This is a genomic window from Atribacter laminatus (genome assembly GCF_015775515.1).
GTDB classification, from domain to species: Bacteria; Atribacterota; Atribacteria; order Atribacterales; family Atribacteraceae; genus Atribacter; species Atribacter laminatus.
This window is the reverse complement of sequence record NZ_CP065383.1, coordinates 1,870,850-1,894,673: the sequence shown is the minus strand read 5'-3', so window position 1 is coordinate 1,894,673 and position 23,824 is coordinate 1,870,850. Positions and strand designations below refer to the sequence as shown.

Here is a 23,824-nt window from a genome sequence, read left to right as displayed (position 1 = left end):
CTGAGTTCAATTTGTCATATTCCCTTATAAAAAAATTATCCAAGAAAATAAAGCATAATCCCGAGACCAAATTCTGTCAACTCTGAATGTCCATTAATTTTTTAATTTAATTGAAGAAATCAGGAGCTATTCCTGGTCAGGGAAGATTTTCCCGGGGTTAAGAATTCCTTTTGGATCAAAAGCTTTTTTAATATTTCTCATCAACCTTATTTCTTCCGGCGAATAAAATTGAGAGAGATAGTTTCTTCTTTTTAATCCAATTCCATGTTCCCCACTCAAAACTCCTCCCAATTCTTTTACTTTTTCATAAAACATTTTGCGAATAATTGGCTCATCTTTCTTCCAGTGTTCAATTTGTTTTGGTGCCAAAGTAACGTGTAAATTCCCATCTCCAATATGTCCATATACCGGGGAAAATAAATGATAGTGTTGGCTCAAATCATCAATAACAAGGAGAATGTTACCAATTTCTTGAATCGGAAGTGATATATCCTCGTTCATTTCCACTGGGAGGGCAAGATGAATGGCTTCCGGTACTGCCCGTCGCATTTTCCATATTTCTTCGATTAAAATCGAATTATCGGCCATATAGATTTCTTTCGCCCCCACATCAAATAAGCGATTCCCTATTTTTTCCGATAGCGAAAATACTCTCTCTTCATCATCTCCATCTATCTCAATCAATACATGTGATTTTGCATCTGGAAAGGGATAGGAGCGGTTACAATATTTATAAGCAAAACATAAGCTTTCATGGTTCATGAATTCCAGGGAAGTGGGCAATATCTTCATTTCTTTCAGTAAAATCACTGGCAGTCGCAAAGCTTGGTTTACATCATCAAAGGGAGCCAGCAAAACAATTCTTTCCTTGGGAAGGGGAATAATCTTGAGATAAATTTTGGTTATGATTCCAAGTGTTCCTTCTGATCCTACCATGAGATGAACGATATCATAAGAGGAAACATCTTTATAAACTTTCCCCCCGAAATGAACCATTTCTCCCGTTGCAGTGACAAACTCCACTCCTCGAACATAATTACCGGTAACACCATACTTAACCGCCTTTCCACCTCCAGCATTTTCGGCAACATTTCCTCCGATCTGACAAGTTTCCAGACTCATTGGATAGCCGGCGTAAAAAAGACTGTAGCTTTTTAACTGACGGTTAATGTCATTGGTTATAACTCCTGGTTCGACAACCACCATCAAATTTTCAGTATCGATTTCCAAAATCCGGTTCATTCTTTCCAAAGACAAGACAGCACCACCATAAGCCGGTATCGATCCCCCTGAAAGTCCACTGCCTGCTCCTCGTGGTGTTATCGCTATATTTTTTTCAAAACAATACCGGGCTATTTGTTGGATTTCTTCGGTTGTTTTTGGTTTTATAACCACTTCGGGCAACAATCGCAGGGTTTCATCAGGAGTCTCATCCTTTGAGTAGTTTTTAAGGACTTCTGGATCTCCAGAAACGAATTGTTCACCAATAATAGTCTTAAAATATTGAATATCCCGATCATCGATCGGTTTAAACTGATTCATTTATTTTTCCTTTGTTTTAATATTCGAATGACTTGCGGGAGAATTTCCAATACATCTCCAACAATACCAAAGTCGGCAAGATGAAAGATTTGGGCTTCTGGGTCCCGGTTGATAGCGATGATATAACGAGAGGTTTGCATCCCAGCTAAATGCTGAATCGCTCCTGATATTCCAAAAGCAAGATAAAATTCAGGTGATACGGTTTTCCCGCTCAAACCTACTTGATGGGGGAAAGAGGTCCATCCTTGCTCTACCGCCACTCGACTTCCACCCACGCAACCTTTTAAACATTGCGCTAATTCTTCAAGGTGAGAAAAGTTAGTAGCATTTTTTAATCCCCGACCACCACTACACAGGATTTTCGCTTTGGCAATATCAAGATTATGATCTTCCTCGATAAATTCATTTTTTATGAATCCACTGGAGTAGGTTGTACTATCTTCCTCAATCACAAGAGTTGAATCAGGATATTCACTCTGAATTGGTTTAAAAGTATTGGGACGAACTGTCGCCATTTGGGGAAAGGTTCTGGTTTTTATAGTTGCCATAATGTTTCCACCAATAGCCGGTCGGATTTGCAATAGTGATCCATCTTCGGAATCGATATCAAAACCGGTACAATCGGCGGTTAAGCCAGTATGGAGTTTGGCTGCTAGATAGGGCATGAGGGTAGTTCCCCGGGTGGTAGCTGCTGCCAGAATGATGGTTGGTTTAAATTTTTGAATCACATTTATAATGAATTGAGTTGACTGGTGAAAGGCTAACTCATCGAATATAGGATTTTTAATCCCGTAAACATAATTTGCTCCAAACTGAAGCGGTTTTTGTAATTCTTCTATATTAATCTTTCCAGATCCAAAAAAAACGCCAACCTTTTCAACGCCTTTATTGCGAAGTTGTTGTGCCGCTCCCAATATTTCAAATGTAGTCGGTTCGACTTTCCCTCGGTGAATTTCACCTATTATCAGCAAATGGTGATTCATTTACAAGCTCCTCGTTCAACTAAAAACTGAACCAATTGATCTGCCATAAGCACTGGATCCATATCTTTTAAAATCTTTCCCTTTCGTTCAATTTTAAAGTTTTCAACTTTCACAACTCGGGTGGGTGAACCTGATAACCCTATCGAATCAACAGAAATGCCCAGAGACTGAGCATTGAATTTTTGAATTTCTTGTTGCCGGGCGAATATTTTTCCTCTCAGTGTGGGAAATCGTGGGGCATTCATCCCTTTGGTAACGGTAATCAAAAAAGGAGGAGGTAACGTGATTCTTTGAACTCCGGATTCAATGGTTCTTTCGATTAAAAAAAGAGAGCGATTAACCAATTGACACTGAATGGCATAGGTGAGAATGGGAATATTTAAAAACGATGCTACAGCCGGGCCAACCTGGCCAGTATCACCATCAATGGCTTTTTCTCCGGTAATGATAACTTCCCAAGGTTTTAAAAAAGTAACTAATTGAGCTAAGGCATAAGCAGTCGCATAAGTGTCGGAGGCTGCAAATTCCTGACCGGTGAGAAGAAAAGCCTCATCGCATCCTAGAGCTAACGCTTCTCGTAAAGCTTTCTCGGCTGATTCTGGTCCCATAGTTATTGCTCGTATCTTGCCACCTTGCTCTTCTTTTATCTGAAGAGCCAATTCAATGGCATTCAAATCAATTGGATTAATGGTAAGTGATATCCCTTTCCGATTCAAGGTTCCAGTCTTCGGATCAATCTTTGCCTCTCCAATTTCTGGTACTTGCTTTATCAATACAATTATTTCCATAGATAAAAACCTCTTCGATTTTCAATGTCAATCTATATATAAAAGAACCAATTCTTTTTTATTTAATGTTATCTTTTTGCACCACGAATAGCAATTATACAAATTATAGGAACATCTGTTTTTTCTTGGCAATAAAAAAAGAGTGAACACTCAATTTTCAATGAGGCATCTTAAAGTAGAACTTATAAAGAAGCTGCCGCTAGACGTTTTATTTAATCAACTTCTCTTTGAGCTCTTTCAGCAGCACTAAGAAGTTTTTGATAAAGGTCATAGGAATTATAGGGGTTGGTATAGAAAGAAATCAGATTGAGATTTTGGCTTTCGGTATTGATTATCTGTATCTTATCGCCCTTTTCGATGTAGAGTGCTGTTTCACTCTCGATGGGATATTTCTTATCGTTACAAACAAATATCCCCTTCCCCGATACAATAAAGACAATTTCAACTCGATCCCTCGGACGATAATCAGTTTTGCTGAAAGGATAAATGGTCGCTCGAATGAGATTACATCCACACCCTTCATCAACATCTGGTGAAAATATCACTCGGACTTCTCTGCTAAAGGGTTTAGAAACTTGTATTCCATTCAGTTCATGGCTTTTTTTGATTTTCATATCGGTTACTCCTTAAATAGATCCTGAATAAAACCTATTGACTTGCTTAATAAACGATTAACATCCTCAATCGGAAGAATTTTTTCTGATACTTCAAATGGACCCCATTGATTACTTTGGAAAAAATAGGGAATTTCAATAGTGATCGGTATTATCCGACCCTTTGCCTTCATTATTTTTGCCAACTCGAAAAAGTTGATTTCTCCTTTTCCTATCTCACCAAACTGGATTGTTCCATCAATAATATATGGATCTTTAAAATGAATGACCTCGATGTAATCAATAGCACTCCTTAAATCTTCGATTATATCAATATTTCCTTTCTGAGCGTAGTAAATATTCCCAGTGTCATAAGTCATTTTAATATAGGGTGAGGCTATTTCATTAATAATCGGAATCCCTTCAGTACCTCGAGTAATCAAGGTATTGGACATTTCGGTTTCAAGACAAACCAATAAATCCAGTTCTCGCGCTTTCTTTTCAATCCACCGGATATGCTTAAAAATTTCTTGTCTTTTTTCAGCTGGACCTTCTCCAGTGGTAATGTATTTCACTCCAATTTTCTTGGCAAATTCCATTTTTTTGAGAAATAATTCCACATCTTCTTCTATGGATAATTTTACATGCCCACTGAAGGTGAGAGCTTTGAGTTGATACTGATTCAGTAGTTGAAAAAAATCCTTTGGTTTTTGAAGATCGCTTTCGTTTAAATGAGTAAGGCCATACTCATTGACAACTCCCAAGGGTGTTTTAATATAATCAACTTCAACATACTCAGCACCAAGACCATACAAATTTCTAAAAACCTGATCAATACCGTATCCTTGATAATTCACTAATCCAACCACTATTGGCCAGTCCATAAGATATCCTTTCATTTAATAAGTTCATCATAAATTTTTCTGATAATCAGTTGGGGAGAATCCTTTTCCATCGATTCTTGGAGCGGAAATTCATCTAACCTCTCAGCCAGCTTGGCTAATTTTTTGGTGATATAAATGCTCGTAGAAAATATTTCAATTGGATTACGGTGTCTTGGAGTGACATCTAAAGCAATCCATCCTCGATAATCAATTTTTTTCATTATGTAAAGAAATTCAAGATAGGACATTAAATTCCTACTCCCGGATATGAGGTCCCAGTCCCACTTCCCATCATTATCATTAATATGGACATGAAACAGTTTATTTTCTCGTGCTAAGATTGTCATGGTTTCAGCCGGATTTTCTCCCGCCTGCAAGGCATGTCCAAAATCGAGAGTCACGCCCAGGTTAGGAACATTAGCCTTGAGACAAACATAAAGAGCATTGAAAGCTGTGCCCACCAAATAATGGGAGAGTGGTTCTTGGAATTTATACTCTATACTTATTTTTACATCGGGATAAGATTGGGCTACTTCTTTTAATCCATCAATAAGATACTGCCAACTTCTTTCATAATTAACTTCAAAGTGATAGTCATAACCATCTTGAAGGGGACAAACAGTGACTAAATTTGCACCCAAAAAACGAGACATTTCAGCTCCTTGAGCAATATAATCGAAAGCCTTCTTCCGTGTCTCTGCTGAGAGCGCAGTAAGAGATCGTTGATTCCAGACCATCTCGCCTTTAATGTCGACATTAACCGCTGCTCCAATTAATCTATTTTTTTCAAGCTGAGTTTTAGTCTGATATTTATCTTTAAAATCATAAGGATAGATCAGTTCAACTCCCTGATTTCCTTCCACCTGGCTGATTAAGCTCAACTTTTCTTCCAAAATTTTTGTCTCATGGTAAAATTTAAAACGATCTTTGAGTTGTCCAAAAAAACCTGTAATAGTTGCAAATTGTAATGTCATGATTAAACCCCCTCTAATATTCAGTTCAGAAAAGAACTTCCCGACTATTCTTCTTTTCCGCTTCTTTGAATATAAGCTAAAGTAATTTTGATATGTTCTCTCATTGCTTTTTCGGCTTCTTGTGGTTGCTTTTTACGAAATGCTTCCAATACTTGGAGATGCTCATAATAGGTTTCCCGGGGTGGACGAATAAGTCCCTTGATGAGAAATCTGGAAATTAAACCGGATCGAATGGTAAAGTCTCTTAAGTCGCGATTAGGACAGATTTCTGAAATATAGGTATGTAATTTGTTATCTAAACGACGATATTCTTTTTCATTCTTGTTTTTAAATGCTGCGGTAAAATTCTTTTCTAATTCTTCAACAGCTTCATCAGTAATAACTTGACAGGCATATCGTGTTGCTAAAGGTTCAATACATAATCGTATTTCAAATATCGTCACCAATTCTTCCTGAGAGAGATCACGAACCTGCATCACTTTGGTTCGAGGGTTTGCGGTTAATAATCCTTCTGTCTCAAGAATTCTTAATGCATGCATGACTGGGGTTCGGCTAATGCCCAAATTTCGGGCAATTTGCTCTTGAACCAATCTTTCTCCCGGTTTTAAATTTCCCTCCATGATCATTTCTTTAATGATGGTATAAGCTTCTTCAAAAAGGTCTTTTTTTATAAGCGCCAAGTTACAAGTCTCCCTTCGACTTTCGACGACACTTTATTGTAATAACATTTTCCTTTGTTTTTCTTTTCTAACCTTCTGCATCACAATATCAAAGGTTATGGCAGCAATAAGAACCATGCCATTAATAATCTGATGCCAATAGGTTGAAACATTCAACATGACTAACACATTGGACAAAAGACCAATAAAAATAACACCCAGAAATACTCCGAACATATTTCCTTGTCCGCCGGAAAGACTACATCCTCCCAACACTGCTGCTGAAATACAGCTCATCTCAGCACCGGTTCCTGCAGAAGGAAAAGCAGAACCAAAACGGGCAGTATTGAGAATACCCGCCATTCCAGCTAGTAGGCTTGATAAAAGATAGACAATCATCCGAGTTTTGTCAGTGGATATTCCTACCAAACGAGCTGCCTTAATATTTCCACCGATGAAATAGAGCTGACGGAAAAATCGATGTTTCGCAACCATCAAACCAAAAAATAAGACTAGTATAAACATAAACCAAACCGGCAGTTGAAATCCTAGTAATGTGTTTTGGCCAATCTTATTAAAAGCCGGGGGAAGGAAAGCTACTCCTCCTTCCGCCAAAATGATGACGGTTCCTCGAATAATGCCTTGGATAGCTAAGGTTGTAATCAGAAAATTAATACCAACCTTTACAACCAAAAGTCCATTAACTAACCCTACCAAAAGGGTTGCAATCAAAGCAATTCCGATGGATACTGGCACACTATAGCCATAGGTTTGCATAAAAATAGCCGCCAAAACTCCCGACAAAGCCATATTGGCTCCAATACTTAAATCAATTTCTCCCATTATAAGGAGCATACCAATTCCAAGAGCCATAATTGCAACCGTTGAGTTGCTAAGGAGCAATATCTTTAAATTTGAGAAGGTTAAAAAGTTCTTATTAAAGAATGGAACAAAAATAACTATAATTCCGATGCAGATGATGAGAATTATTTCTCGTCGGGTTAAAAGTTTTGTTAAAATCGATTCTTCAGGAATTGAGAAAGATCCCTTTGTTCCCGACGATTTCTGCTCTGGTATCATTTTCTCTTTTGAAGTACGAGAATTTTCATCTTGCTTAATCCGATTGGACATAATAAACCCCCTTTTAAAAGATACCTTCTCTATTCTCGATTGGAAATCCCGGAAATCGATGCCAGAAGTTCCTTTTCACTCACTTGTGAAGCAATAAATTCTTCAATGATGGTTCCTTTATACATGGTGATGATTCGATCAGAGTTATTCAGCAACTCCTTAATTTCAGAAGATATCATGATAACAGCCACTCCAGAGTCGGCTATTTTTCTGAGAAGTTTGTAAATTTCAGTTTTTGATTCAACGTCAATTCCTACAGTCGGTTCATCTACCAACAATACTTTTGGTTTGAGATGAAGCCATAACCCCAGGAGGACTTTCTGTTGATTTCCACCACTTAAGGTATTGGTAATTTGATCGGCGTCATAAGCTTTAATATTAAATTGCTGAATGACCTGATTGGATATTTGATTAATCTTATGATCACTTATAAAACCCAGATTGTTTGCTACTGTAGTTAAATCCGGAGCAACAATATTATTTTTAATTGAAGTATCTAAAAACAATCCTTCTTCTTTCCTGTTTTCAGTAATATAAACAATTCCATAGTGAATCGCATCTAAGGGGCTATGAATAGAAATCTTTTCCCCTTCAAGTTCAATTTCCCCGGTTTCCAATCTTTCTTGGCCAAAAATCGCTTTGGCCAATTCGGTCTTTCCTGCTCCAATTAAACCAGCTAAACCTAAAATTTCGTTTTTTCGAACTTGAAAATTTACATTTTTAAATTTTCGATAATAGTGAGTTAAATTTTTAACTTCACAAAGCACTTCACCCTTGGTTCTAACTTCTACCTCGTCTTTTTTTACCTCCTCAATTAATTCCTTCTTTTTTCCTACCATCATCGTAATTAAACGTGGCATGTCAATTTGATTGATATATTCAGTTCCTTGCCAAACTCCATCTCGAAGAACTGTAACCCTATCGGCTACTTCGAATATTTCTTCCAAGCGGTGAGAAATATAGATAATTCCAATTTCAGATTTTTTTAAATTATGAAGGAGTTGAAAAAGTTTTTTGGTTTCCGACAAAGTTAACGCAGCAGTTGGTTCATCCAAAATCATAATTCGACTCTTTTTTTGCAATGCTCGAAGAATTTCCACTAATTTTTTTTCAGCTGGGGAGAGTTGGGTTACCAAGGTCAAAGGATCGAAATTCAACTGGAAAATTTCTAAAAGCTTTTTAGTTTCTCCAATTTTGGTTTGATTTGAAACTAAAGATAAATGATTGATAGGTTCATCACCGGCAAAAACATTATCAGCAATTGATAGATTTGGAAAAACAGTACTTTCCTGGTATACCGTAGATATTGGTAGATTATGCAAATGGGAATATGAAACCTTCGATCCATCAACAAATAATTCACCCTTATCTGGACCATATACTCCGGAAATGATTGATATAAGTGTGCTTTTTCCGGCTCCATTCTTACCAACTAAAGCATGAATTTCCCCAGGAAATACAGAAAAATTCACTGAATCAAGAGCAATAACGCCAGGAAAAGCCTTGGTAATACTCTTCATCTCTAAAATGGCTTCTTTCAAAGATAAACCTCCTCTTACCATAGGATTGGGAAAGTCATTCTCACTCCGGTAGCTGACGAATCGGACAAGCAAGCCTGGCAAAGCCCTAAATCACCCCGAGCTGCCATAAGGAGGACTGCCTCATATTTGGATAATTTTAATTGGTATATTAAAAGTTGGGCCATTTCTTCTGAGGCTATCTTAGCCGCTTCTGAATAGTCCTTACCAAACCCATGAGTACTAACCATCCCTTTTCTTATGATAACCGGGTTTTTTGATGGAAAGAAAGAATCAACAACATCAACTTGAACTAATACTTGGGCAGAAATATCGACCCCTCCACCAGTGAGCTCACCTTCTCCCATGGCAGCATGTACATCTCCTAAACCGAGCAATGCCCCTTGCTGTTGGATGGGAAAGAAAACCTCAGCATGTTCATCAACCAAGTTATCATCCATGTTTCCACCATGGGAACCAGCTGTAATAGTCGGAATCTCACCCTTTTCTGGCGCAATGCCAATGGTTCCAACCATTGGTCGAGCGGGAAGTGCTAATTCCTGAGAAATCCATATCTTTTTATCTTGGTATTTTACAGTTCGTGCTAAACGGTCTGAAACCACATTGCGCATTATTCCCATATATGACCTCACCGGCAATATCCCAACCGGATCAGGAATGATTTGTAAAATTTTTACCCGAAGCAATTTTCCAATCAACGCATTTTTAACTGAAACTAACCCCGTCACCGGATTCCCACTATCTTGATCAAGCTCAGGAAAAGGCACATCAGTCCATGGTTGAGATATGTCAATGGTTCCATTATGAGCATCTTGAGTATGAAAAAGAAGATAATCTCCCGGTGAAACAATTATAGTTGGCTGAAAATGTGATGAAAAACGAAAGGTTCGGTAAGACTTTGGAATAACGTGGAACATTCTCCTGTTTTCCCTCCTCAAATTTTAATAATTAAAACAAAAGGGGCGTAAAGAGGTTTCGCCCCTTTTGTTTCCTCTTACATTAATCCCATATCCTTATAGACTTGTTCTTGGTAATCCAAAACATCAATCATTTGATCGACATTATCGGGAGTCATAACCAAAACACCGGTCATAATCAATTTCGGCACCATGGGGAAACCCATATCTTTATATTTCTGCAAGATTGGTGTGCTGGGGTGATTGTATTCATAAAGAACTCGGAATCCCCAAATTTCGAAGGCTTCCCGCTTTTGAACTACGGCAGCTTGGATGGTTTGCTTTTTAACTGCTTCAATAATGTCAGGTGTATTGTCAACGCAAACCACTTTGATTTCTCCAACTTTTCCTGCTTCCTCAATAGCTCGGGCAATACCCGGACCACTCGAGGCATTGATGCCAATGAATCCATTAATTTCTGGGTTAGCTTGAATGGCTTCGGCAGTGAGCCTGGCCGCTTCGATAACTGAACCTTGGTCGTTTTGGAGACCAACAATTTCAATGTTTGGATATTTCTCCATTTCTTTCTCAATACCGTTCCGTGCTTTTAAGGTATTATCGTTTGGAATAACGGCACTCAACATTACTTTCCCTTTTTCTCCAATGAGTTCAGCCATGAGTCTTGCCTGAAATCTTCCCAATTCTTCCCAGTCGGTTCCGGAATAACAAATTCTGTTGGTATTTGGTGCATCACCGTCAATGCAAACCAGAGGCACTCCCTGAGCTAAAACCTGGTCAATAACGGTATTGTGACCTTCTCCAAAAGGCATAAAAAGTATTCCATCTGGATTTTTAGCCATGACTTGCTGGAGGACATTGTTTTGCATTTCAATATCAATGTTTTGCGGTCCCATGAAATGAATCTCAGCACCTACCCGGTCGGCTTCTTCCTTTAACGCTGGATAATCATGGGTTAAAAAAAGCGGAAGGGTTGAAACACTGGCTATCCAGTAATACTGCTCTTTTTCTTGGGAAAAAACTGGAAGTGTTGAAGCAAATACCAAACTAAAGACTAAAACACATATCATGAACAAAACTTTTAATTTCACTACGAACCCCCCTTACTGGTTTTTTTACTGTATCCTGTATTATAATTCTTTGTATACAGTATACAGTGTACCTTTAGAGTATATAGGAATGAATTGATTTGTCAAGAAAAAATTAACTTTTTACATATATGCTATTATCATCTCAAAATTGAATTAAATTCTTAGTTATAAATTATCAGGAGGAAGGTCTCATGTTTCCAAGAAAACTTTTTAGAATGGTATTGACAGGCTTTCTAATTCCTTTTTTATTTTCATCATTATCTTTTGCTAAATACTTATCAATTCAATCTTCTCAATCCTTTCCCAGCATCACTCCTGTAAATTTAGTTTGGGATGAAACCGAGCAAAAAATTATCCTCATTGGGATTGCCGAAGATGAGATTGGTAAAAGGTTTAATCATTTTTGGTTTTTTTCAAAGGATGGAGAGCTTATTGAAGAGAAAGTGATTGATCAGTCTACCATTGGGCTCATTTCAAAAGCAGCTTACTGGAACCCGGGAAAGCTGATCTTCGTATCCACACCCTCTATGAATGATGAAAAAAATCCCTTGCCCGATACCCAAGTTGTAACTCTCTCAACCAATTTTGACCGCGAAATTCTAAACATTGCCACTTTGAAAAACATTGATTTGACTTTTAATAATAGTCTACTAATCAATCAGCAGGCTAAAGAAATCCTTCTCCTAAGCGGAACCCATACTACTCTATCGCAAGGACTAAAGACAAGGAATGATTGGCAGATAAGATTAGATTGTCTTGGTTTCAACGGAGAGAATATTTGGACCACGGAAATTGGTAATCAACAAGATAATGTTATGGGACAAATGATAAAAATTGGCCAGCTTTTCTACGTGGTCTATAACACCTGGTTTCCTGGTGAGAGATGGAATATACAGATGGTTGGGCTTAATAATTTCGGCCGAGTGATCAACGAAAAAACCATCATGAATGGTTCAGGCTCAGATCTAGTAAATGATATCGAAAAAATTGATGATGATCATTTTTTAATAATTGGAACAACTGACTCAGATAATAACGACTGGGGACTTCCAAAAGGGAAGAGTGATCTGATCATTTTAAAATACCATATTGATGGAAATATAAAATGGTTACGGCGACTGGGAGGCCAATATCGGGATATTGGAATAACTGTTTTATATGATGAACAAGAAACCATTTGGATAGCAGGAATGACCGAATCAAAAGATGGAGACATCCTTAATAACCAAGGCGGTTGGGATATCTGGGTCATTCAACTGGACCGAGATGGTAATATTTTGGAAAATAAATGCCTGGGAACTTTAAATGACGAAAGCCCAGTTCAATTTCTACAAGTTGAAAACGATATTTGGCTCTTAGGAGCCTTCCAAGCCACCGTCACCAAAACTCTACCACTACTCATTCGAATAAACGATTAAAGAAAAAGTACTTTTCTTTATTTGATTACTTCAGCTAGGAGGTCGAGATAATTTTCTAATAATCTGACTATAAGAAAATTTTTTCGTACGTGTTCCTTCCCTTTTTCTCCCATTTCTATTCCCATTTCAGGGTTTTTAAGGAGAGAAATGACTTTCTCGACAGTTCCTTTTTTGTCTTGAGGATCGATGAGAAAACCACTTTCTCCGTCTTGAATCTGTAAAGGTATACCTCCAATATTGGAAGCAATTACCGGTTTTCCTTTCCAAAGAGCTTCGGTAACAGTCAGTCCAAAACCTTCGCGAGTTGATTTTTGAATGACCACATTCGCTTGTCTCTGTAAGGCATTAACCAGAATACTGTTTTCGGTGGTAAGCAGGATTAGTTCTCGCTTTTTTATGAGAGCATCATGTTTTTTCATAATTTTTGAATAAATCTTATATCCTTCGGGATCATCGCTAGCCATGCTTCCACACAAAACCAGACGGCAATCAATTGCCTTTCGGACCTCTCGATAAATGTCTATGACTCCCTCAGGATCTTTCCATTTATCAAAACGAGAAATTTGAGTAATGATAGGTTTATTGAGGGGAACTCTAAATTTCTTCATAGTTTTTTGGATGGTATATTCAGTGAGTGGTTTGTTTTTTGGTGAAAGGGGATCAATGGCTGGTGGGATGATAATCTGTTTAACTGGAAGATCTTTTCTGAGATACTTTTCATTCGAAACAATTACTAAGTCATACTTTAATATAAAACTTTTAAGGAAATTCCAAAGACGCTGATTGGGATCAGTCAAATCAATATGACATCTCCAAATCCACGGTTGTCTTTTTTTATAAAAACGAACCAAGGGCAAAGGTTGGGGGTCGTGAATAATGCAGGCATCATGATCAAGGTGAGTAAACTGTGAAAAATCTTCATTATTATTAACATATAAATCCCTTTTAATGTGTGTAAAGTGAAGAGGGTCACCTTGAAGCGCATTATGAAATTTTTTAGTAATTCCAAAAAAATCAGGGTTCCCATGTAAAATTCTCCATCCAGCATCAAGGCCAATATCATTCATCAAAGGGACTAGAGAAGATAACATTTCAGCCACCCCACCACCCTGATAGGTCGAGTTGACATGCACGACATGTTTTCCATACAATTTCGTCATTTTGTTATGAATTCGAAATATTACTTCATCTCCTACAATTTCTTGATAATCTTCTAATCTCTTCATTTAGTCACCTCCGTTATTTCCAGAAGGAGTTGCCGAACATCTCCCGGTGTTTGAATGCTGTAATTGGCATATGTCGATCCAATTCCCACTTTTATTGAATGGGCAGTTTCAGGTAACATCGTGAATATATCTTCATCGGTATAATCATCACCGATAGCCAGGATAAAATCAGAAGGATAATCGTTTAACAATAAGCTCGCTATTCGACCTTTATTGATGGACACATTTTTAACTTCGACAATCTTGTTCCCTCTTAAAACTCCTAAATTAAGATTGGCAATCAAATCCAGCAAAGCATTTTCCAATTCTTTTGTCCGAACATCGGCTAAGTTTGGATCAGCTTTCCGATAGTGCCATACCAATGAAAAGTCTTTTTCTTCCAAAAATGAACCGGGTGTCCAGTCGACATAATGTTCCATAAGTGGACGTATCTGTTCTTTCCATTGGTTCGACAAAGGTTCAATAGTTTGCCAATCATCTGGGATTCTCTTAATCCAAGCGCCATGTTCAGCAACCAATATCAATCTGGAAAAATCAAACCAGGATTCTAAGGTTTCTTTCTTTCTCCCGCTGATTATCACCACCTGGTTTCTTTGGTCTCTGGTCAATTTTTCCAATAAATGAAGGAGCTTTTCATCGGGTTTCGCTTTTCGAGGAGCGTCAGCAAAAGAAACCAGTGTTCCGTCATAATCTAACAACAATAGGCGTTGGTGAGCAGAGATATATTCATTCTGAATACGATTTCGAATGGTTTTAGTCAGTTTTTTTGTCGAATATTCTAGCTGGGTGTCTCTTGCCTTGATTAAATTATCCAGAAATTCTTTCGCCCATTTTTCGATCGTATAACGTGACAAGCGGTGGTTCATGGTTCGATTCATCTCAACCTGTTCTTCTGCAGAAAGCAAGAATGCTTTTTTTATGGCCTCAACAATTGCTTCTACATCGTTTGGATTGACGATAATGGCTTCTCCTAATTCTCGAGCTGCTCCGGCCATTTCACTAAGAATTAAAACCCCCTTCCTCTCAGCTTTCGTCGCTAAATATTCTTTAGCAACCAAGTTCATACCATCTCGCAATGGCGTTACCAATGCAACATCAGCGATGTTATAAAGAGCTGTGAGATTCATGAGCGGTAATTGCCGGTAGAGATACCAAATGGGTATCCAATCAATTGAACCATATTTTCCGTTTATATAGCCAACCATTTCATCAATTTGCTTTTTTAAAAGAAAGTAATTCTTAGTCCCGATTCTCGATGGAACCACCACCAGTACCAAGGTGAATTTCTTTTCATATTCAGGATTTTTTTCCAAAAAGAGATCAATGGCTTTTAATCGTTTTATTATTCCTTTGGTATAATCCAATCGGTCAACCGAAATAACGATTTTACGATTGCCAAATTTTTCTTTCAATTTATCACTTTCATTAATAATTTCCTTATTTTTACTCGCTTGCGAGTAAAAATGATAATCAATACCCATGGGAAAGGCATCCACTTTTACAATTCTTCCATTCACATTAATTTGTCCTAATAAAGAATCCAATCCCAATAATTGCCGAACACTGGATTGAAAATGCCGAGCATAGTCATAGGTATGAAAACCAATTAAGTTAGACCCAAGAAAACCCATTAATATTTCATTTCTCCAGGGAAGCAAGCGAAATAATTCATAAGAAGGGAATGGGATATGGAGAAAAAAGCCAATAACGATTTCAGGATACATTTCACGTATCAAATTAGGAAGAAGCATCAGTTGATAGTCATGAATCCAGACCAAGTCGTCCGGCTGAAGAATGTCCGCAACGGTATCGAAAAATATCTTGTTGACTTTTTTATACGTTTCCCAATATTCATTATCATACTTTACATATGTAGGAAAGTAATGGAACAAAGGCCAAATGGTTCGATTACAGAATCCATTATAATACCAATCAATATCTCTTCTTCCCATAAAGACTGGGTAACATTTTTCTTCTTTTAAAGAATCCTTAACCAGTTTGGTCTCTTCTAATTTTAAACCTTCACGGACTATGCCTGGCCAGCCTATCCATAAACTTTCATAATTTTTGTAAAAAGAACCAAGGCCGGTGGCTAGTCCCCCAGCGCTTCTTTGATATTCAATACTACCTCCAGGTTTTTTCTGAATACTAATCGGCAATCGGTTAGAAATAATCACTAATCGAGGCATTTTCTACCTCCTTATCATTCAGTCTTGGTTTGGAATGAACACGAAAGAAATGAGCAGTTTTTTCTACGATATAATTAAAGGGTATAGTGAGCTATGACTGAAAAGAACGAAAATCCTTCACCATAAAAATCAATAGAAAATCTCTTTAACCTTCGTATCATATAATAAAATATACCATAGATTGAATTATTTGAAAAATAATACCTCCCCTAACCTTGCCTTCTTTCAAGACCAGGGGATGATAAAAGTGAAATTTTCCACTGATCGCTAATCATTGATCAAAGCAATTTTACTTTTTATTCAACATTTCGATGACGTTTTTCCATTTCTTCTCGGCTAACTTTCATCTTATCAGCAAGGATGAGGACTATCAAATCAAAGACTATATAAAGAGACTGCTCAAAGAGACATCCCATGGGTTGAATGGAAGGAACAGTGTTAAGTCCTCCTCGATAAACCGAAGCCGGAACCATGAGAATAAGATCTGCCAGCTTGGGGGTTTCTCGACTGGGATTACCAGTTACAATGGCAATTTTGGCTCCTGCTTTCTTTGATTCCACAACAATATGATGAATATGGGGAACATTTCCGCCTCCAGAAGTGGCAACCAATAAATCTCTTTCACCTATAGCCGGTGTTGTATCATCCCAAATCCAGTGAGCAATTTTGCCAAGATGGGTTAACCTCATAGCAAAAGCTCTTAAAGATAATCCTTCTCTCCCTCCACCAACCAAAAATACCCGTTTGGCATCAACAATTGCTTGAGTAAATTTTTCCACTTCATCCTCATTTAATCTCTCAAAAACCTGTTTCAACTCATTCACAACAGTTGCAGCTAATTCTCGAATTATCATCTTTTTCACCCCTTTTAATAGTGGTAACTATAAATTAAGGAAAAGCAATAAATTTCAAAAGAGTTCGCGGTTTATTAATAAATAGAGAGAATCATCCGGATTTTTTTTAAATAAAATTATTACTGCTCTGAATTCGCTTCTTCAACAATCTTGATTCCCGAACTCAAACTTACTCCAAATCGTGAAACACCCATATCATGCATTTTACAAAGAGTTTCGTAGTCTCTAATACCACCAGCGGCTTTCATTTTTATTCTTCCTTGAATAGCTTTAGCCATTATTTCAACGTGTCGAATTTCTGTTGGTTTCGATGCCCAACCAGTCCCGGTTTTTATAAATTCAGCTCCACTGTTCATAACAATTTTACAGGCATCAGTTAGCTCATCATCAGTAAGATACATAGCTTCGACAATGACTTTCAATGGTTTTTCCACTATTGTTTGATAAACGGCTTGAATATCCTTTGCTACTTTTCCGAACTGTTTTGATTTAAGCCATCCGACATTCATAACCATGTCAAACTCGTCACATCCAATATCATAAAGAGTTTTTGCTTGGAATACCTTCACTTTGGTTAACTCAGCTCCGGTTGGGAAGCCTATTGGTGCTCCAACCATTATATCTTCATCTTTAAAAGCTTCCACCAAAGTTTGAGAGTAACAAGGTAAAGCAAAAGCACAAATAAATTGGTATTTCTTAGTCTTTTCAATTAAATATTGAATATCGGTTTCAGTATTCACCGACTGCAACATACTGACATCAATCATTTTAACCAATTCTTTCGGATGAATTTTCATTTAAAATAATGCCTCTTTTCTAAATTATGATTTTTATGATTTATAACTAAATAACCAGCTTTCCCATTTCATCGCCAATGTCCGATAAACTATTTGAAACTCTCTTATATACCTCATAAATCTTTTGGTACTTCTCTACATTCTCGGGAATAGGAGTAATACTTTCTACAAGATCATGCAATTCATCGATCCTCTCGAAACTCTTCCATAAGCCAGTTCCAACTGCTGCACAGGCAGCAGCCCCTAATGCCGCTGCCTGTTCATCGATATTAGTTTTACTGACTTTCATATTGTATACATCAGCATAGATTTGACGCCAGAGCTTGCTCTTACTCCCTCCACCGACCAATAACATTTCATTGCTCAAACTCGTCATCTCTTCAAGTTTATCCAGACAACATTTTAACCCAAGAGCAATGCCTTCCATCGCTGCTCGAATCATATCAGCTCGGGTATGGGCTAAATCAATTCCGACAAAAGCCCCACGAATATGGATACTTTTATCAATAGGCATTCCACCGCCTAGACTGGGATTAAATAATAGTTTGTGAGAACCAACCTTCGATTGAGAAGCTTCTGCAGTCATCAATTCATAAACATCTACCCCCTGATTATTAGCCTGGTTTTTTAGATCAATGGTAATGTGATCTCTTAACCACCGGAAACTTGAACCTGCTGAAATAATCGCCAAAGCTGAAGCGAAAAAACCAGGAACGACATGAGCAAAGACATAGGGACGGGCAATTGGATCGAGTAAGGGATAACGAGAAGAGACGGCAATCCAGGAAGAAGAACCCAAAGAATTATATGCTCTACCTTCCTTAAAGGCTTTTGAACCAAGGGCCATGCAAGAATTATCCACCCCACCCGATACCACATAAACACTGGAGTGCAAACCAAGTTCTTCTGCTGGATCTGGTCTAATTTGACCGATAATTTCGGTTGATTGAACTATTTCGGGGAAAATTGAAGCAGAGAGCCCACTGGCTTCTATAAGTTCTTCGGAATAGTTCCAATTTTTTAGGTCATACACTCCCGATCCGGAAGCATAAGAAAAATCAGTTGTAACTCTGTCAGTTAATTTAAAATTAATATAATCTTTCGTTCCAATTACTTTATCTATTTTTTTAAATACTTCCAGCTCTTCATCCCTATACCACAATATTTTAAACAAAGAATATAATTGGGGTGGAAAACCATTTCCGGTTATCGAATACCATCTTATTTCATCAAAACCATCAAAAAATTTTTGTGCTTGTTTTACTGCTCGACCATCGGACCAAATCGGCGTCTGTTCTCTCAATAGATTTCCCTTTTTATCTAAGGGAACTGCGCCCAAACTATGGCCTGAAATACTGCAGCAGTATACTTCTTCCTTTTTAACATTGGTTTTATCTAGTAATTGCCTGGTGCTTTGAACGATTGCTTTCCACCAATCATTTGGTTTTTGTTCATGCCACCCGTGGGCAGGATAAATCGTATCATAAGGAACAAATACTCCTGCCAGGCAGTTCCCTTCTTCATCGTATAAAGAAGCCTTGTTTCCTCCGGTTCCTAAATCCCAAACAATGATATGTTTAGCCATTTTTCCATCCTCTAAGAAATTTCAAAATAATAAAATGTTTAAGATATTCTATCAAGAATAATGTGAATTAGAAGCTATAGCAAGATAGTCGGGACAATAATCATCATTATCTGATTGACTTTTTAACTCCGGGAATTATAATAAAGAAAGCTTTCTTACTTCATCTATAAATTGTAATATAAAGTTTTTTAAAAAGTTGTTTGATTAATGGTCTTCTGAGGGGGGCAAGAATCTCTTGTGAATTACTTGAAGGGAAGCAAAACCATTGAAAGAACAACGATGAGTTATCATTTTCCTGATACTCTTTCTAAAAAATGGTTAGTTTCATTTTTTTTAAGTCCTATTTTTCTATTTAACTTCGTTTTTCCTAATAAGCTTCTGTTTTCTCTATTCATAATTTCTTCAGTTTTATCCCGATATATAGGTGTGCTCTTTTTTCGTCCCCTTCTTCAATCTTACGATCATCTCACTATAAAACATCAAAAAATAACCAGATTTTCAATGAAAATTAATTGACTTACTCAGAATTATGTTTTGAATCTCAAACATTTTACCATATCGATTCGGGGCTCCTTGGTTGCTCCGCAAAAGAATGGACTAAAGTCTAATAATCATGCCATTTTTTTGTTGTACCATAGTTTAGATAATCTGATGAAATAAAAAATCTAATGTACCTAGGGGAGAACTATGAGTTCTAAAAATACTTCATTCAATAATAATATCAAGGCTATATTGGGGAGACCGGAAATTAGCGTTTTGTTTGCTCTATTAGCAATCTGCGTTTGGCTATCCATTGCCAGTCCGTACTTTTTAACCGCAAGAAACATCGTAAATGTTTTCCGACAATTTTCACTCATAGCCATATTGGCTGTTGGACAAGCTCTTATCATCATTACTGGTGGGATTGACCTTTCGGTGGGATCTTTAGTAGGTTTTACTGCATGTTTTGGTGCTATGGTTGCGAAATCCGGAGCCTCTCCTTTATTAACGCTCATTGCAATTCTGGGAATGGGTGCTGTGGTTGGTTTATCCAATGGCTTACTGGTTAGTAAAATAGGCCTTCCGGCTTTTGTTGCAACTTTGGGTATGATGAGTATAACCAGAGGTTTTTCGCTTCTCATTACTATGGGAGTTCCTATTCACTATAATCCAACTTGGATATCGGTATTTGGAGGCGGTTATATTCGAAATGTACCAGTTTCGGTTTTAGTTATGCTAATAATCGTAGCAATTGGTTACATATTTGCTAATAATACTGTTCCTGGGAGAAATGTTTATGCAGTAGGTAACAGTGAAAAAGCTGCCAAACTTTCCGGTATCCAAGTCGAAAAAGTAAAAATCATGGTTTTCACCATAACTGGTTTTTTAGCCGGAATATGTGGCCTTATTCTCATGGGTCAGCTTGAAGGAGCAGATGCTTTTTACGGGAATGGATATGAATTAGATGTTATCGCTGCCGCGGTTATTGGTGGTATTAGTATGTCCGGAGGAGAAGGAAATCCTTTGGGGGTTATAGTAGGTGCAGCATTAATGGGAGTTCTAAAAAATGCTTTTGTCCTATTGGCTGTTCCTGGTTACTGGCAAACCGTGGTAATCGGAGTAGTAATAATTGGAGCTGTTTCAATAGATAGCTTAAGAAGAAAAGGAACAGCTTAACCGTATTTTCATTGGTTTTAATAGCTTATGCTATTAAAATATAAAAACCCTTGAGGAGGTAAGATTATGTCAAAAACAAAGCTATTATTAATAGCACTGCTTGGAATTTTCTGTGCTTCATTGTTTACCGGAATCGTTTTTGCTGCAGACTTTGTTCCGGCAGCTGAACTCAAAGCTCCAGCCGGTGCGTCACTCTATGTATTACCTGTTGACCAAGTATCTGAAAAACCCTTGCGCATTGCCACTATTATGGTGCAGAACAATCCTTTTGGAATGGCAGTTATGAAGGGGACTCTCTTCGCCAAGGAAGTTTTAAAAGACCGGAACTGCCGAGTCGATTGGATCTCGGTTCCAGACTTTGATCCCAAAAAGTTTGAAGATGCCATGCAGAATGTCATTACCGCCCAATATGATGCTGTCACCCTCTTCGGTCTTTCCGAAGCTCTTCAACCAGTGGTAGATAAAGCCATGGATGCCGGAGTTAAAGTATACTCTTTTAACACTGAGCCCGGCATGGAGTCAAAGAGAATCGCTTACTGGGGCCAAGACGGTTTTGCCGGTGGTCAAAAGTGCGGTCAGCTCTTAATGGATGCCATGGATGGAGAAGGAAAATATGCCATCATAACTGGCTCCTTTAATGTGTTGGGCCATGAATTGAGAAGAACTGGTGCTCGAGATGTCATCGACAAAAACGAGAAGATGGTTCTGGTGGGAGAATTTGAAAACCAAGATAAAGCTGAGGAAGCCTATAACGTTACCCAGAACTTGATTACTTCTAATCCTGATTTGAAAGGTATCTATGTCACTGCCGGTGGTCCTTTTGGAGCAGCCAAAGCCATTAAGGATGCTGGATTGACTGGGAAATTGAAATTGGTGTGCCATGACTGGATGGAAGAAACTGTTGCTTATATTCGGTCGGGTGAAGTCACTGCCTGCCTCGATCAGGATCCTTTCAACCAAGGGTATGCACCAGTGATTTCGGCTTTCAATCAGATCGTCGCTGGTATTGTTCCAGAAGAAATTAACTTTTTCGAAGGGGATGTTGCTACTCCAGAAAATGTGAACGAGAAGATCCCGCAATAAATGAATCATATTGATTAAAGTAACAAGGCGGTAAAAACCGCCTTGTTACTCAACAACAATGGAGGAAGCGCATAATGAGTGAAGAAATCATTTGTAAAATTGTAAATGTAACCAAGGCATTCCCAGGAGTTGTTGCCCTAAATAATGTTAGTTTTGATATTAAAAAGGGTGAAATTCATGCCATTATTGGTGAAAATGGAGCAGGAAAATCTACCTTGATGAATATCCTTTCGGGTGTCTATCATCCCGATGAAGGCCACATCGAATTTGAAGGAAACGTTGTCAAATTTAGGGATCCAAGACACGCCCAGCATACCGGAATAGCTATGATCCATCAGGAGCTCTCATTGTCTCGTTACATGAGTGTCGCTGAAAATATTTATCAAGGCAGAATGCTAACCAAATCTTTTGGCTTTATCGATCGCAAAAAAATGGTTTCAGAATGTTGGAAATACTTAAGAAGCCTTGGAGTAGATAATATAGATCCGAGAGTTTTGGTGAAATATCTCAGCGTATCTCAAATGCAATTAGTTGAAATTGCTAAAGCAGTTTCGTTAAATGCCAAGCTCCTCATCATGGACGAACCGACTTCATCACTCACTACTGGTGAAATAACTCTTCTTCTAAAAATTATGAAATCTTTAAAAAACGAAGGTGTTTCGATTCTTTTTATCACCCATAAACTTGAAGAAGTTTTAGAAATTGCCGACCGAATAACCGTTTTACGAGATGGGAGTTATATAAATACACTTCAGAAAGAAGATGCAACCTTGGAAAAAATGGTGTCTCTTATGGTCGGTCGTAATTTTGAAAAAAAAGCTCATCGAGAGTTTATACAAGACTACTCCGATCGAGAGGTTATTTTAGAAGTTCAAAACTTAACCGCTTCAGATCAAGTAAAAAACGTCAGTTTCAAACTTTACAAAGGTGAAGTTTTAGGTTTAACTGGTTTAGTTGGGTCAGGACGAACTGAATTGCTCCAGAGTATTTTCGGTATGGAAAAGAAGGCTTCCGGTAAGGTATTAATTAAAGGAAAAGAGGTTAAAATCAATCATCCAGTGGATGCTATAAAACTCGGTTTGGGTATGATAGCCGAAAATCGTAAAGAACAAGGTATGTTGTTAAAATTATCGGTGCAGGATAACATGACCATCGTTCACCTAAAAGAGCTATCCAGTGCATTACAGTTTATAAATAAAAAGAAATCAAAAGAAATCTCTAATAAATATGTTAATTTATTGTCAATTAAAACTCCTAGCTTGAAACAAATTTCGAAAAACCTCAGCGGTGGAAACCAACAAAAAACCATTATCGCTCGCTGGCTTATGCATCAACCAAAAATATTGTTTATGGATGAACCAACCCATGGAATCGACGTTGGAGCAAAAGCAGAAATATACAAACTTATAGACGACCTTTCCAAGATGGGCGTTTCCATTATTCTCCTGTCATCAGAGCTTCCTGAAGTTCTCGCCCTTTGTGACCGGATTATGGTCATGCATCATGGTCAATTAAAAGGGGTTCTTCACCATCAAGAAGCTGATCAAGTCAAAATTATGAGTTTCACTTTGGAGAATAACAAAGAAAGAGCTTCTTGAAATTAATCCTCAAGCCTGTAGCTTTTAATTGATTTTTATCGATAAAAAAAGGTCTTAATTGAAGCCGCATACTTTCGATAAAATCAACTGGTTAATTTCTTTCTTATATCTTAGCTATTATTGCCTCATATTTCTTTAACTTTCAGCTGGCTTAACCAACTTTGAGTAATCATAGGAAAGTCTTTTCTAAAGTAACTTGACCCTTTTTAATCCAAATGATATTATAAAAAAAATTGAATAGATACATTGAATATATCTGTTATCGTAATTTTATAAAAAACAAAGTTAATTTGATTTAATGAGTTATTATTCACAACAGAA

Annotated in this window: 20 protein-coding genes; 4 read left to right on the top strand and 16 right to left on the bottom strand. The window is 37.6% G+C overall.

Annotated features, from left to right (window positions below):
- Positions 1 to 126 precede the first annotated feature (126 nt).
- The 11 genes from RT761_RS08590 to RT761_RS08540 all read right to left on the bottom strand — a co-directional run bounded on the left by RT761_RS08590 (position 127) and on the right by RT761_RS08540 (position 11,097).
- The gene (locus RT761_RS08590) at positions 127 to 1,542 is read right to left on the bottom strand and encodes an FAD-binding oxidoreductase (RefSeq protein WP_218111012.1); all 1,416 of its coding nucleotides are present in this window, start codon (positions 1,540 to 1,542) and stop codon (positions 127 to 129) included.
- On the bottom strand, positions 1,539 to 2,525 hold the full coding sequence (locus tag RT761_RS08585) for an electron transfer flavoprotein subunit alpha/FixB family protein (protein WP_218111011.1): 987 nt from the start codon (positions 2,523 to 2,525) through the stop codon (positions 1,539 to 1,541). The genes RT761_RS08590 and RT761_RS08585 overlap by 4 nt, the downstream gene beginning before the upstream one ends.
- Entirely contained in the window at positions 2,522 to 3,313 is a 792-nt protein-coding gene (locus RT761_RS08580) for an electron transfer flavoprotein subunit beta/FixA family protein (protein WP_218111010.1), read from the bottom strand. Before RT761_RS08580 ends, RT761_RS08585 begins: the two co-directional genes overlap by 4 nt.
- A gap of 212 nt (positions 3,314 to 3,525) precedes the next feature.
- On the bottom strand, positions 3,526 to 3,927 hold the full coding sequence (locus RT761_RS08575; protein WP_218111009.1) for a cupin domain-containing protein: 402 nt from the start codon (positions 3,925 to 3,927) through the stop codon (positions 3,526 to 3,528).
- A gap of 5 nt (positions 3,928 to 3,932) precedes the next feature.
- On the bottom strand, positions 3,933 to 4,790 hold the full coding sequence (locus RT761_RS08570; RefSeq protein WP_218111008.1) for a sugar phosphate isomerase/epimerase family protein: 858 nt from the start codon (positions 4,788 to 4,790) through the stop codon (positions 3,933 to 3,935).
- Positions 4,791 to 4,801: 11 nt separating this feature from the next.
- Positions 4,802 to 5,764, bottom strand: a complete 963-nt coding sequence (locus RT761_RS08565) for a sugar phosphate isomerase/epimerase family protein (RefSeq protein ID WP_218111007.1) — start codon at positions 5,762 to 5,764, stop codon at positions 4,802 to 4,804.
- Between the two features lie 44 nt (positions 5,765 to 5,808).
- Complete coding sequence (locus RT761_RS08560) at positions 5,809 to 6,444, bottom strand: GntR family transcriptional regulator (RefSeq protein WP_218111006.1); 636 nt, start codon at positions 6,442 to 6,444, stop codon at positions 5,809 to 5,811.
- 33 nt (positions 6,445 to 6,477) lie between these two features.
- A complete protein-coding gene (locus RT761_RS08555) occupies positions 6,478 to 7,554 on the bottom strand; it encodes an ABC transporter permease (protein ID WP_218111005.1) in 1,077 nt (358 codons plus the stop codon).
- A gap of 29 nt (positions 7,555 to 7,583) precedes the next feature.
- Positions 7,584 to 9,095, bottom strand: a complete 1,512-nt coding sequence (locus RT761_RS08550) for a sugar ABC transporter ATP-binding protein (protein WP_218111004.1) — start codon at positions 9,093 to 9,095, stop codon at positions 7,584 to 7,586.
- A gap of 14 nt (positions 9,096 to 9,109) precedes the next feature.
- The gene (locus RT761_RS08545; protein WP_218111003.1) at positions 9,110 to 10,009 is read right to left on the bottom strand and encodes an acetamidase/formamidase family protein; all 900 of its coding nucleotides are present in this window, start codon (positions 10,007 to 10,009) and stop codon (positions 9,110 to 9,112) included.
- A 77-nt stretch (positions 10,010 to 10,086) separates the two neighbouring features.
- Positions 10,087 to 11,097 (bottom strand): substrate-binding domain-containing protein, encoded by a 1,011-nt coding sequence (locus RT761_RS08540; RefSeq protein ID WP_218111002.1) that lies wholly within the window; start codon positions 11,095 to 11,097, stop codon positions 10,087 to 10,089.
- A gap of 191 nt (positions 11,098 to 11,288) precedes the next feature.
- On the opposite strand from RT761_RS08540, the gene RT761_RS08535 reads away from it, so the two are divergent.
- Positions 11,289 to 12,515, top strand: a complete 1,227-nt coding sequence (locus RT761_RS08535) for a hypothetical protein (RefSeq protein WP_218111001.1) — start codon at positions 11,289 to 11,291, stop codon at positions 12,513 to 12,515.
- Positions 12,516 to 12,532: 17 nt separating this feature from the next.
- Here RT761_RS08535 and RT761_RS08530 read toward each other — a convergent pair whose 3' ends face one another.
- The 5 genes from RT761_RS08530 to RT761_RS08510 form a co-directional block, all read right to left on the bottom strand.
- Positions 12,533 to 13,741 (bottom strand): glycosyltransferase, encoded by a 1,209-nt coding sequence (locus RT761_RS08530; RefSeq protein ID WP_218111000.1) that lies wholly within the window; start codon positions 13,739 to 13,741, stop codon positions 12,533 to 12,535.
- The gene (locus RT761_RS08525) at positions 13,738 to 15,930 is read right to left on the bottom strand and encodes a bifunctional alpha,alpha-trehalose-phosphate synthase (UDP-forming)/trehalose-phosphatase (protein ID WP_218110999.1); all 2,193 of its coding nucleotides are present in this window, start codon (positions 15,928 to 15,930) and stop codon (positions 13,738 to 13,740) included. The genes RT761_RS08530 and RT761_RS08525 overlap by 4 nt, the downstream gene beginning before the upstream one ends.
- Positions 15,931 to 16,226: 296 nt before the next feature.
- A complete protein-coding gene (gene hxlB / locus RT761_RS08520) occupies positions 16,227 to 16,784 on the bottom strand; it encodes a 6-phospho-3-hexuloisomerase (protein WP_218110998.1) in 558 nt (185 codons plus the stop codon).
- Between the two features lie 119 nt (positions 16,785 to 16,903).
- Entirely contained in the window at positions 16,904 to 17,581 is a 678-nt protein-coding gene (deoC, locus tag RT761_RS08515) for a deoxyribose-phosphate aldolase (protein ID WP_218110997.1), read from the bottom strand.
- Positions 17,582 to 17,627: 46 nt separating this feature from the next.
- Positions 17,628 to 19,166 (bottom strand): xylulokinase, encoded by a 1,539-nt coding sequence (locus tag RT761_RS08510; protein ID WP_218110996.1) that lies wholly within the window; start codon positions 19,164 to 19,166, stop codon positions 17,628 to 17,630.
- Positions 19,167 to 19,853: 687 nt separating this feature from the next.
- Between RT761_RS08510 and RT761_RS08505 the strand changes: the two genes are divergently transcribed.
- From RT761_RS08505 to RT761_RS08495, 3 genes are all read left to right on the top strand, one after another.
- Positions 19,854 to 20,822 carry an ABC transporter permease gene (locus tag RT761_RS08505; protein ID WP_218110995.1) on the top strand — a complete coding sequence of 323 codons (969 nt, stop codon included), beginning with the start codon at positions 19,854 to 19,856 and terminating at the stop codon, positions 20,820 to 20,822.
- A 66-nt stretch (positions 20,823 to 20,888) separates the two neighbouring features.
- The gene (locus RT761_RS08500; protein WP_218110994.1) at positions 20,889 to 21,905 is read left to right on the top strand and encodes a sugar ABC transporter substrate-binding protein; all 1,017 of its coding nucleotides are present in this window, start codon (positions 20,889 to 20,891) and stop codon (positions 21,903 to 21,905) included.
- 74 nt (positions 21,906 to 21,979) lie between these two features.
- On the top strand, positions 21,980 to 23,503 hold the full coding sequence (locus RT761_RS08495; RefSeq protein ID WP_218110993.1) for a sugar ABC transporter ATP-binding protein: 1,524 nt from the start codon (positions 21,980 to 21,982) through the stop codon (positions 23,501 to 23,503).
- Positions 23,504 to 23,824 lie beyond the last annotated feature (321 nt).

Coding starts and splice junctions, on each gene's coding strand:
- RT761_RS08590 (WP_218111012.1), bottom strand. CDS start 1,542: ATGAATCAGTTTAAACCGATCGATGATCGGGATATTCAATATTTTAAG.
- RT761_RS08585 (WP_218111011.1), bottom strand. CDS start 2,525: ATGAATCACCATTTGCTGATAATAGGTGAAATTCACCGAGGGAAAGTC.
- RT761_RS08580 (WP_218111010.1), bottom strand. CDS start 3,313: ATGGAAATAATTGTATTGATAAAGCAAGTACCAGAAATTGGAGAGGCA.
- RT761_RS08575 (WP_218111009.1), bottom strand. CDS start 3,927: ATGAAAATCAAAAAAAGCCATGAACTGAATGGAATACAAGTTTCTAAA.
- RT761_RS08570 (WP_218111008.1), bottom strand. CDS start 4,790: ATGGACTGGCCAATAGTGGTTGGATTAGTGAATTATCAAGGATACGGT.
- RT761_RS08565 (WP_218111007.1), bottom strand. CDS start 5,764: ATGACATTACAATTTGCAACTATTACAGGTTTTTTTGGACAACTCAAA.
- RT761_RS08555 (WP_218111005.1), bottom strand. CDS start 7,554: ATGTCCAATCGGATTAAGCAAGATGAAAATTCTCGTACTTCAAAAGAG.
- RT761_RS08545 (WP_218111003.1), bottom strand. CDS start 10,009: ATGTTCCACGTTATTCCAAAGTCTTACCGAACCTTTCGTTTTTCATCA.
- RT761_RS08535 (WP_218111001.1), top strand. CDS start 11,289: ATGTTTCCAAGAAAACTTTTTAGAATGGTATTGACAGGCTTTCTAATT.
- RT761_RS08530 (WP_218111000.1), bottom strand. CDS start 13,741: ATGAAGAGATTAGAAGATTATCAAGAAATTGTAGGAGATGAAGTAATA.
- RT761_RS08525 (WP_218110999.1), bottom strand. CDS start 15,930: ATGCCTCGATTAGTGATTATTTCTAACCGATTGCCGATTAGTATTCAG.
- hxlB (WP_218110998.1), bottom strand. CDS start 16,784: ATGATAATTCGAGAATTAGCTGCAACTGTTGTGAATGAGTTGAAACAG.
- deoC (WP_218110997.1), bottom strand. CDS start 17,581: ATGAAAATTCATCCGAAAGAATTGGTTAAAATGATTGATGTCAGTATG.
- RT761_RS08510 (WP_218110996.1), bottom strand. CDS start 19,166: ATGGCTAAACATATCATTGTTTGGGATTTAGGAACCGGAGGAAACAAG.
- RT761_RS08505 (WP_218110995.1), top strand. CDS start 19,854: ATGAGTTCTAAAAATACTTCATTCAATAATAATATCAAGGCTATATTG.
- RT761_RS08500 (WP_218110994.1), top strand. CDS start 20,889: ATGTCAAAAACAAAGCTATTATTAATAGCACTGCTTGGAATTTTCTGT.
- RT761_RS08495 (WP_218110993.1), top strand. CDS start 21,980: ATGAGTGAAGAAATCATTTGTAAAATTGTAAATGTAACCAAGGCATTC.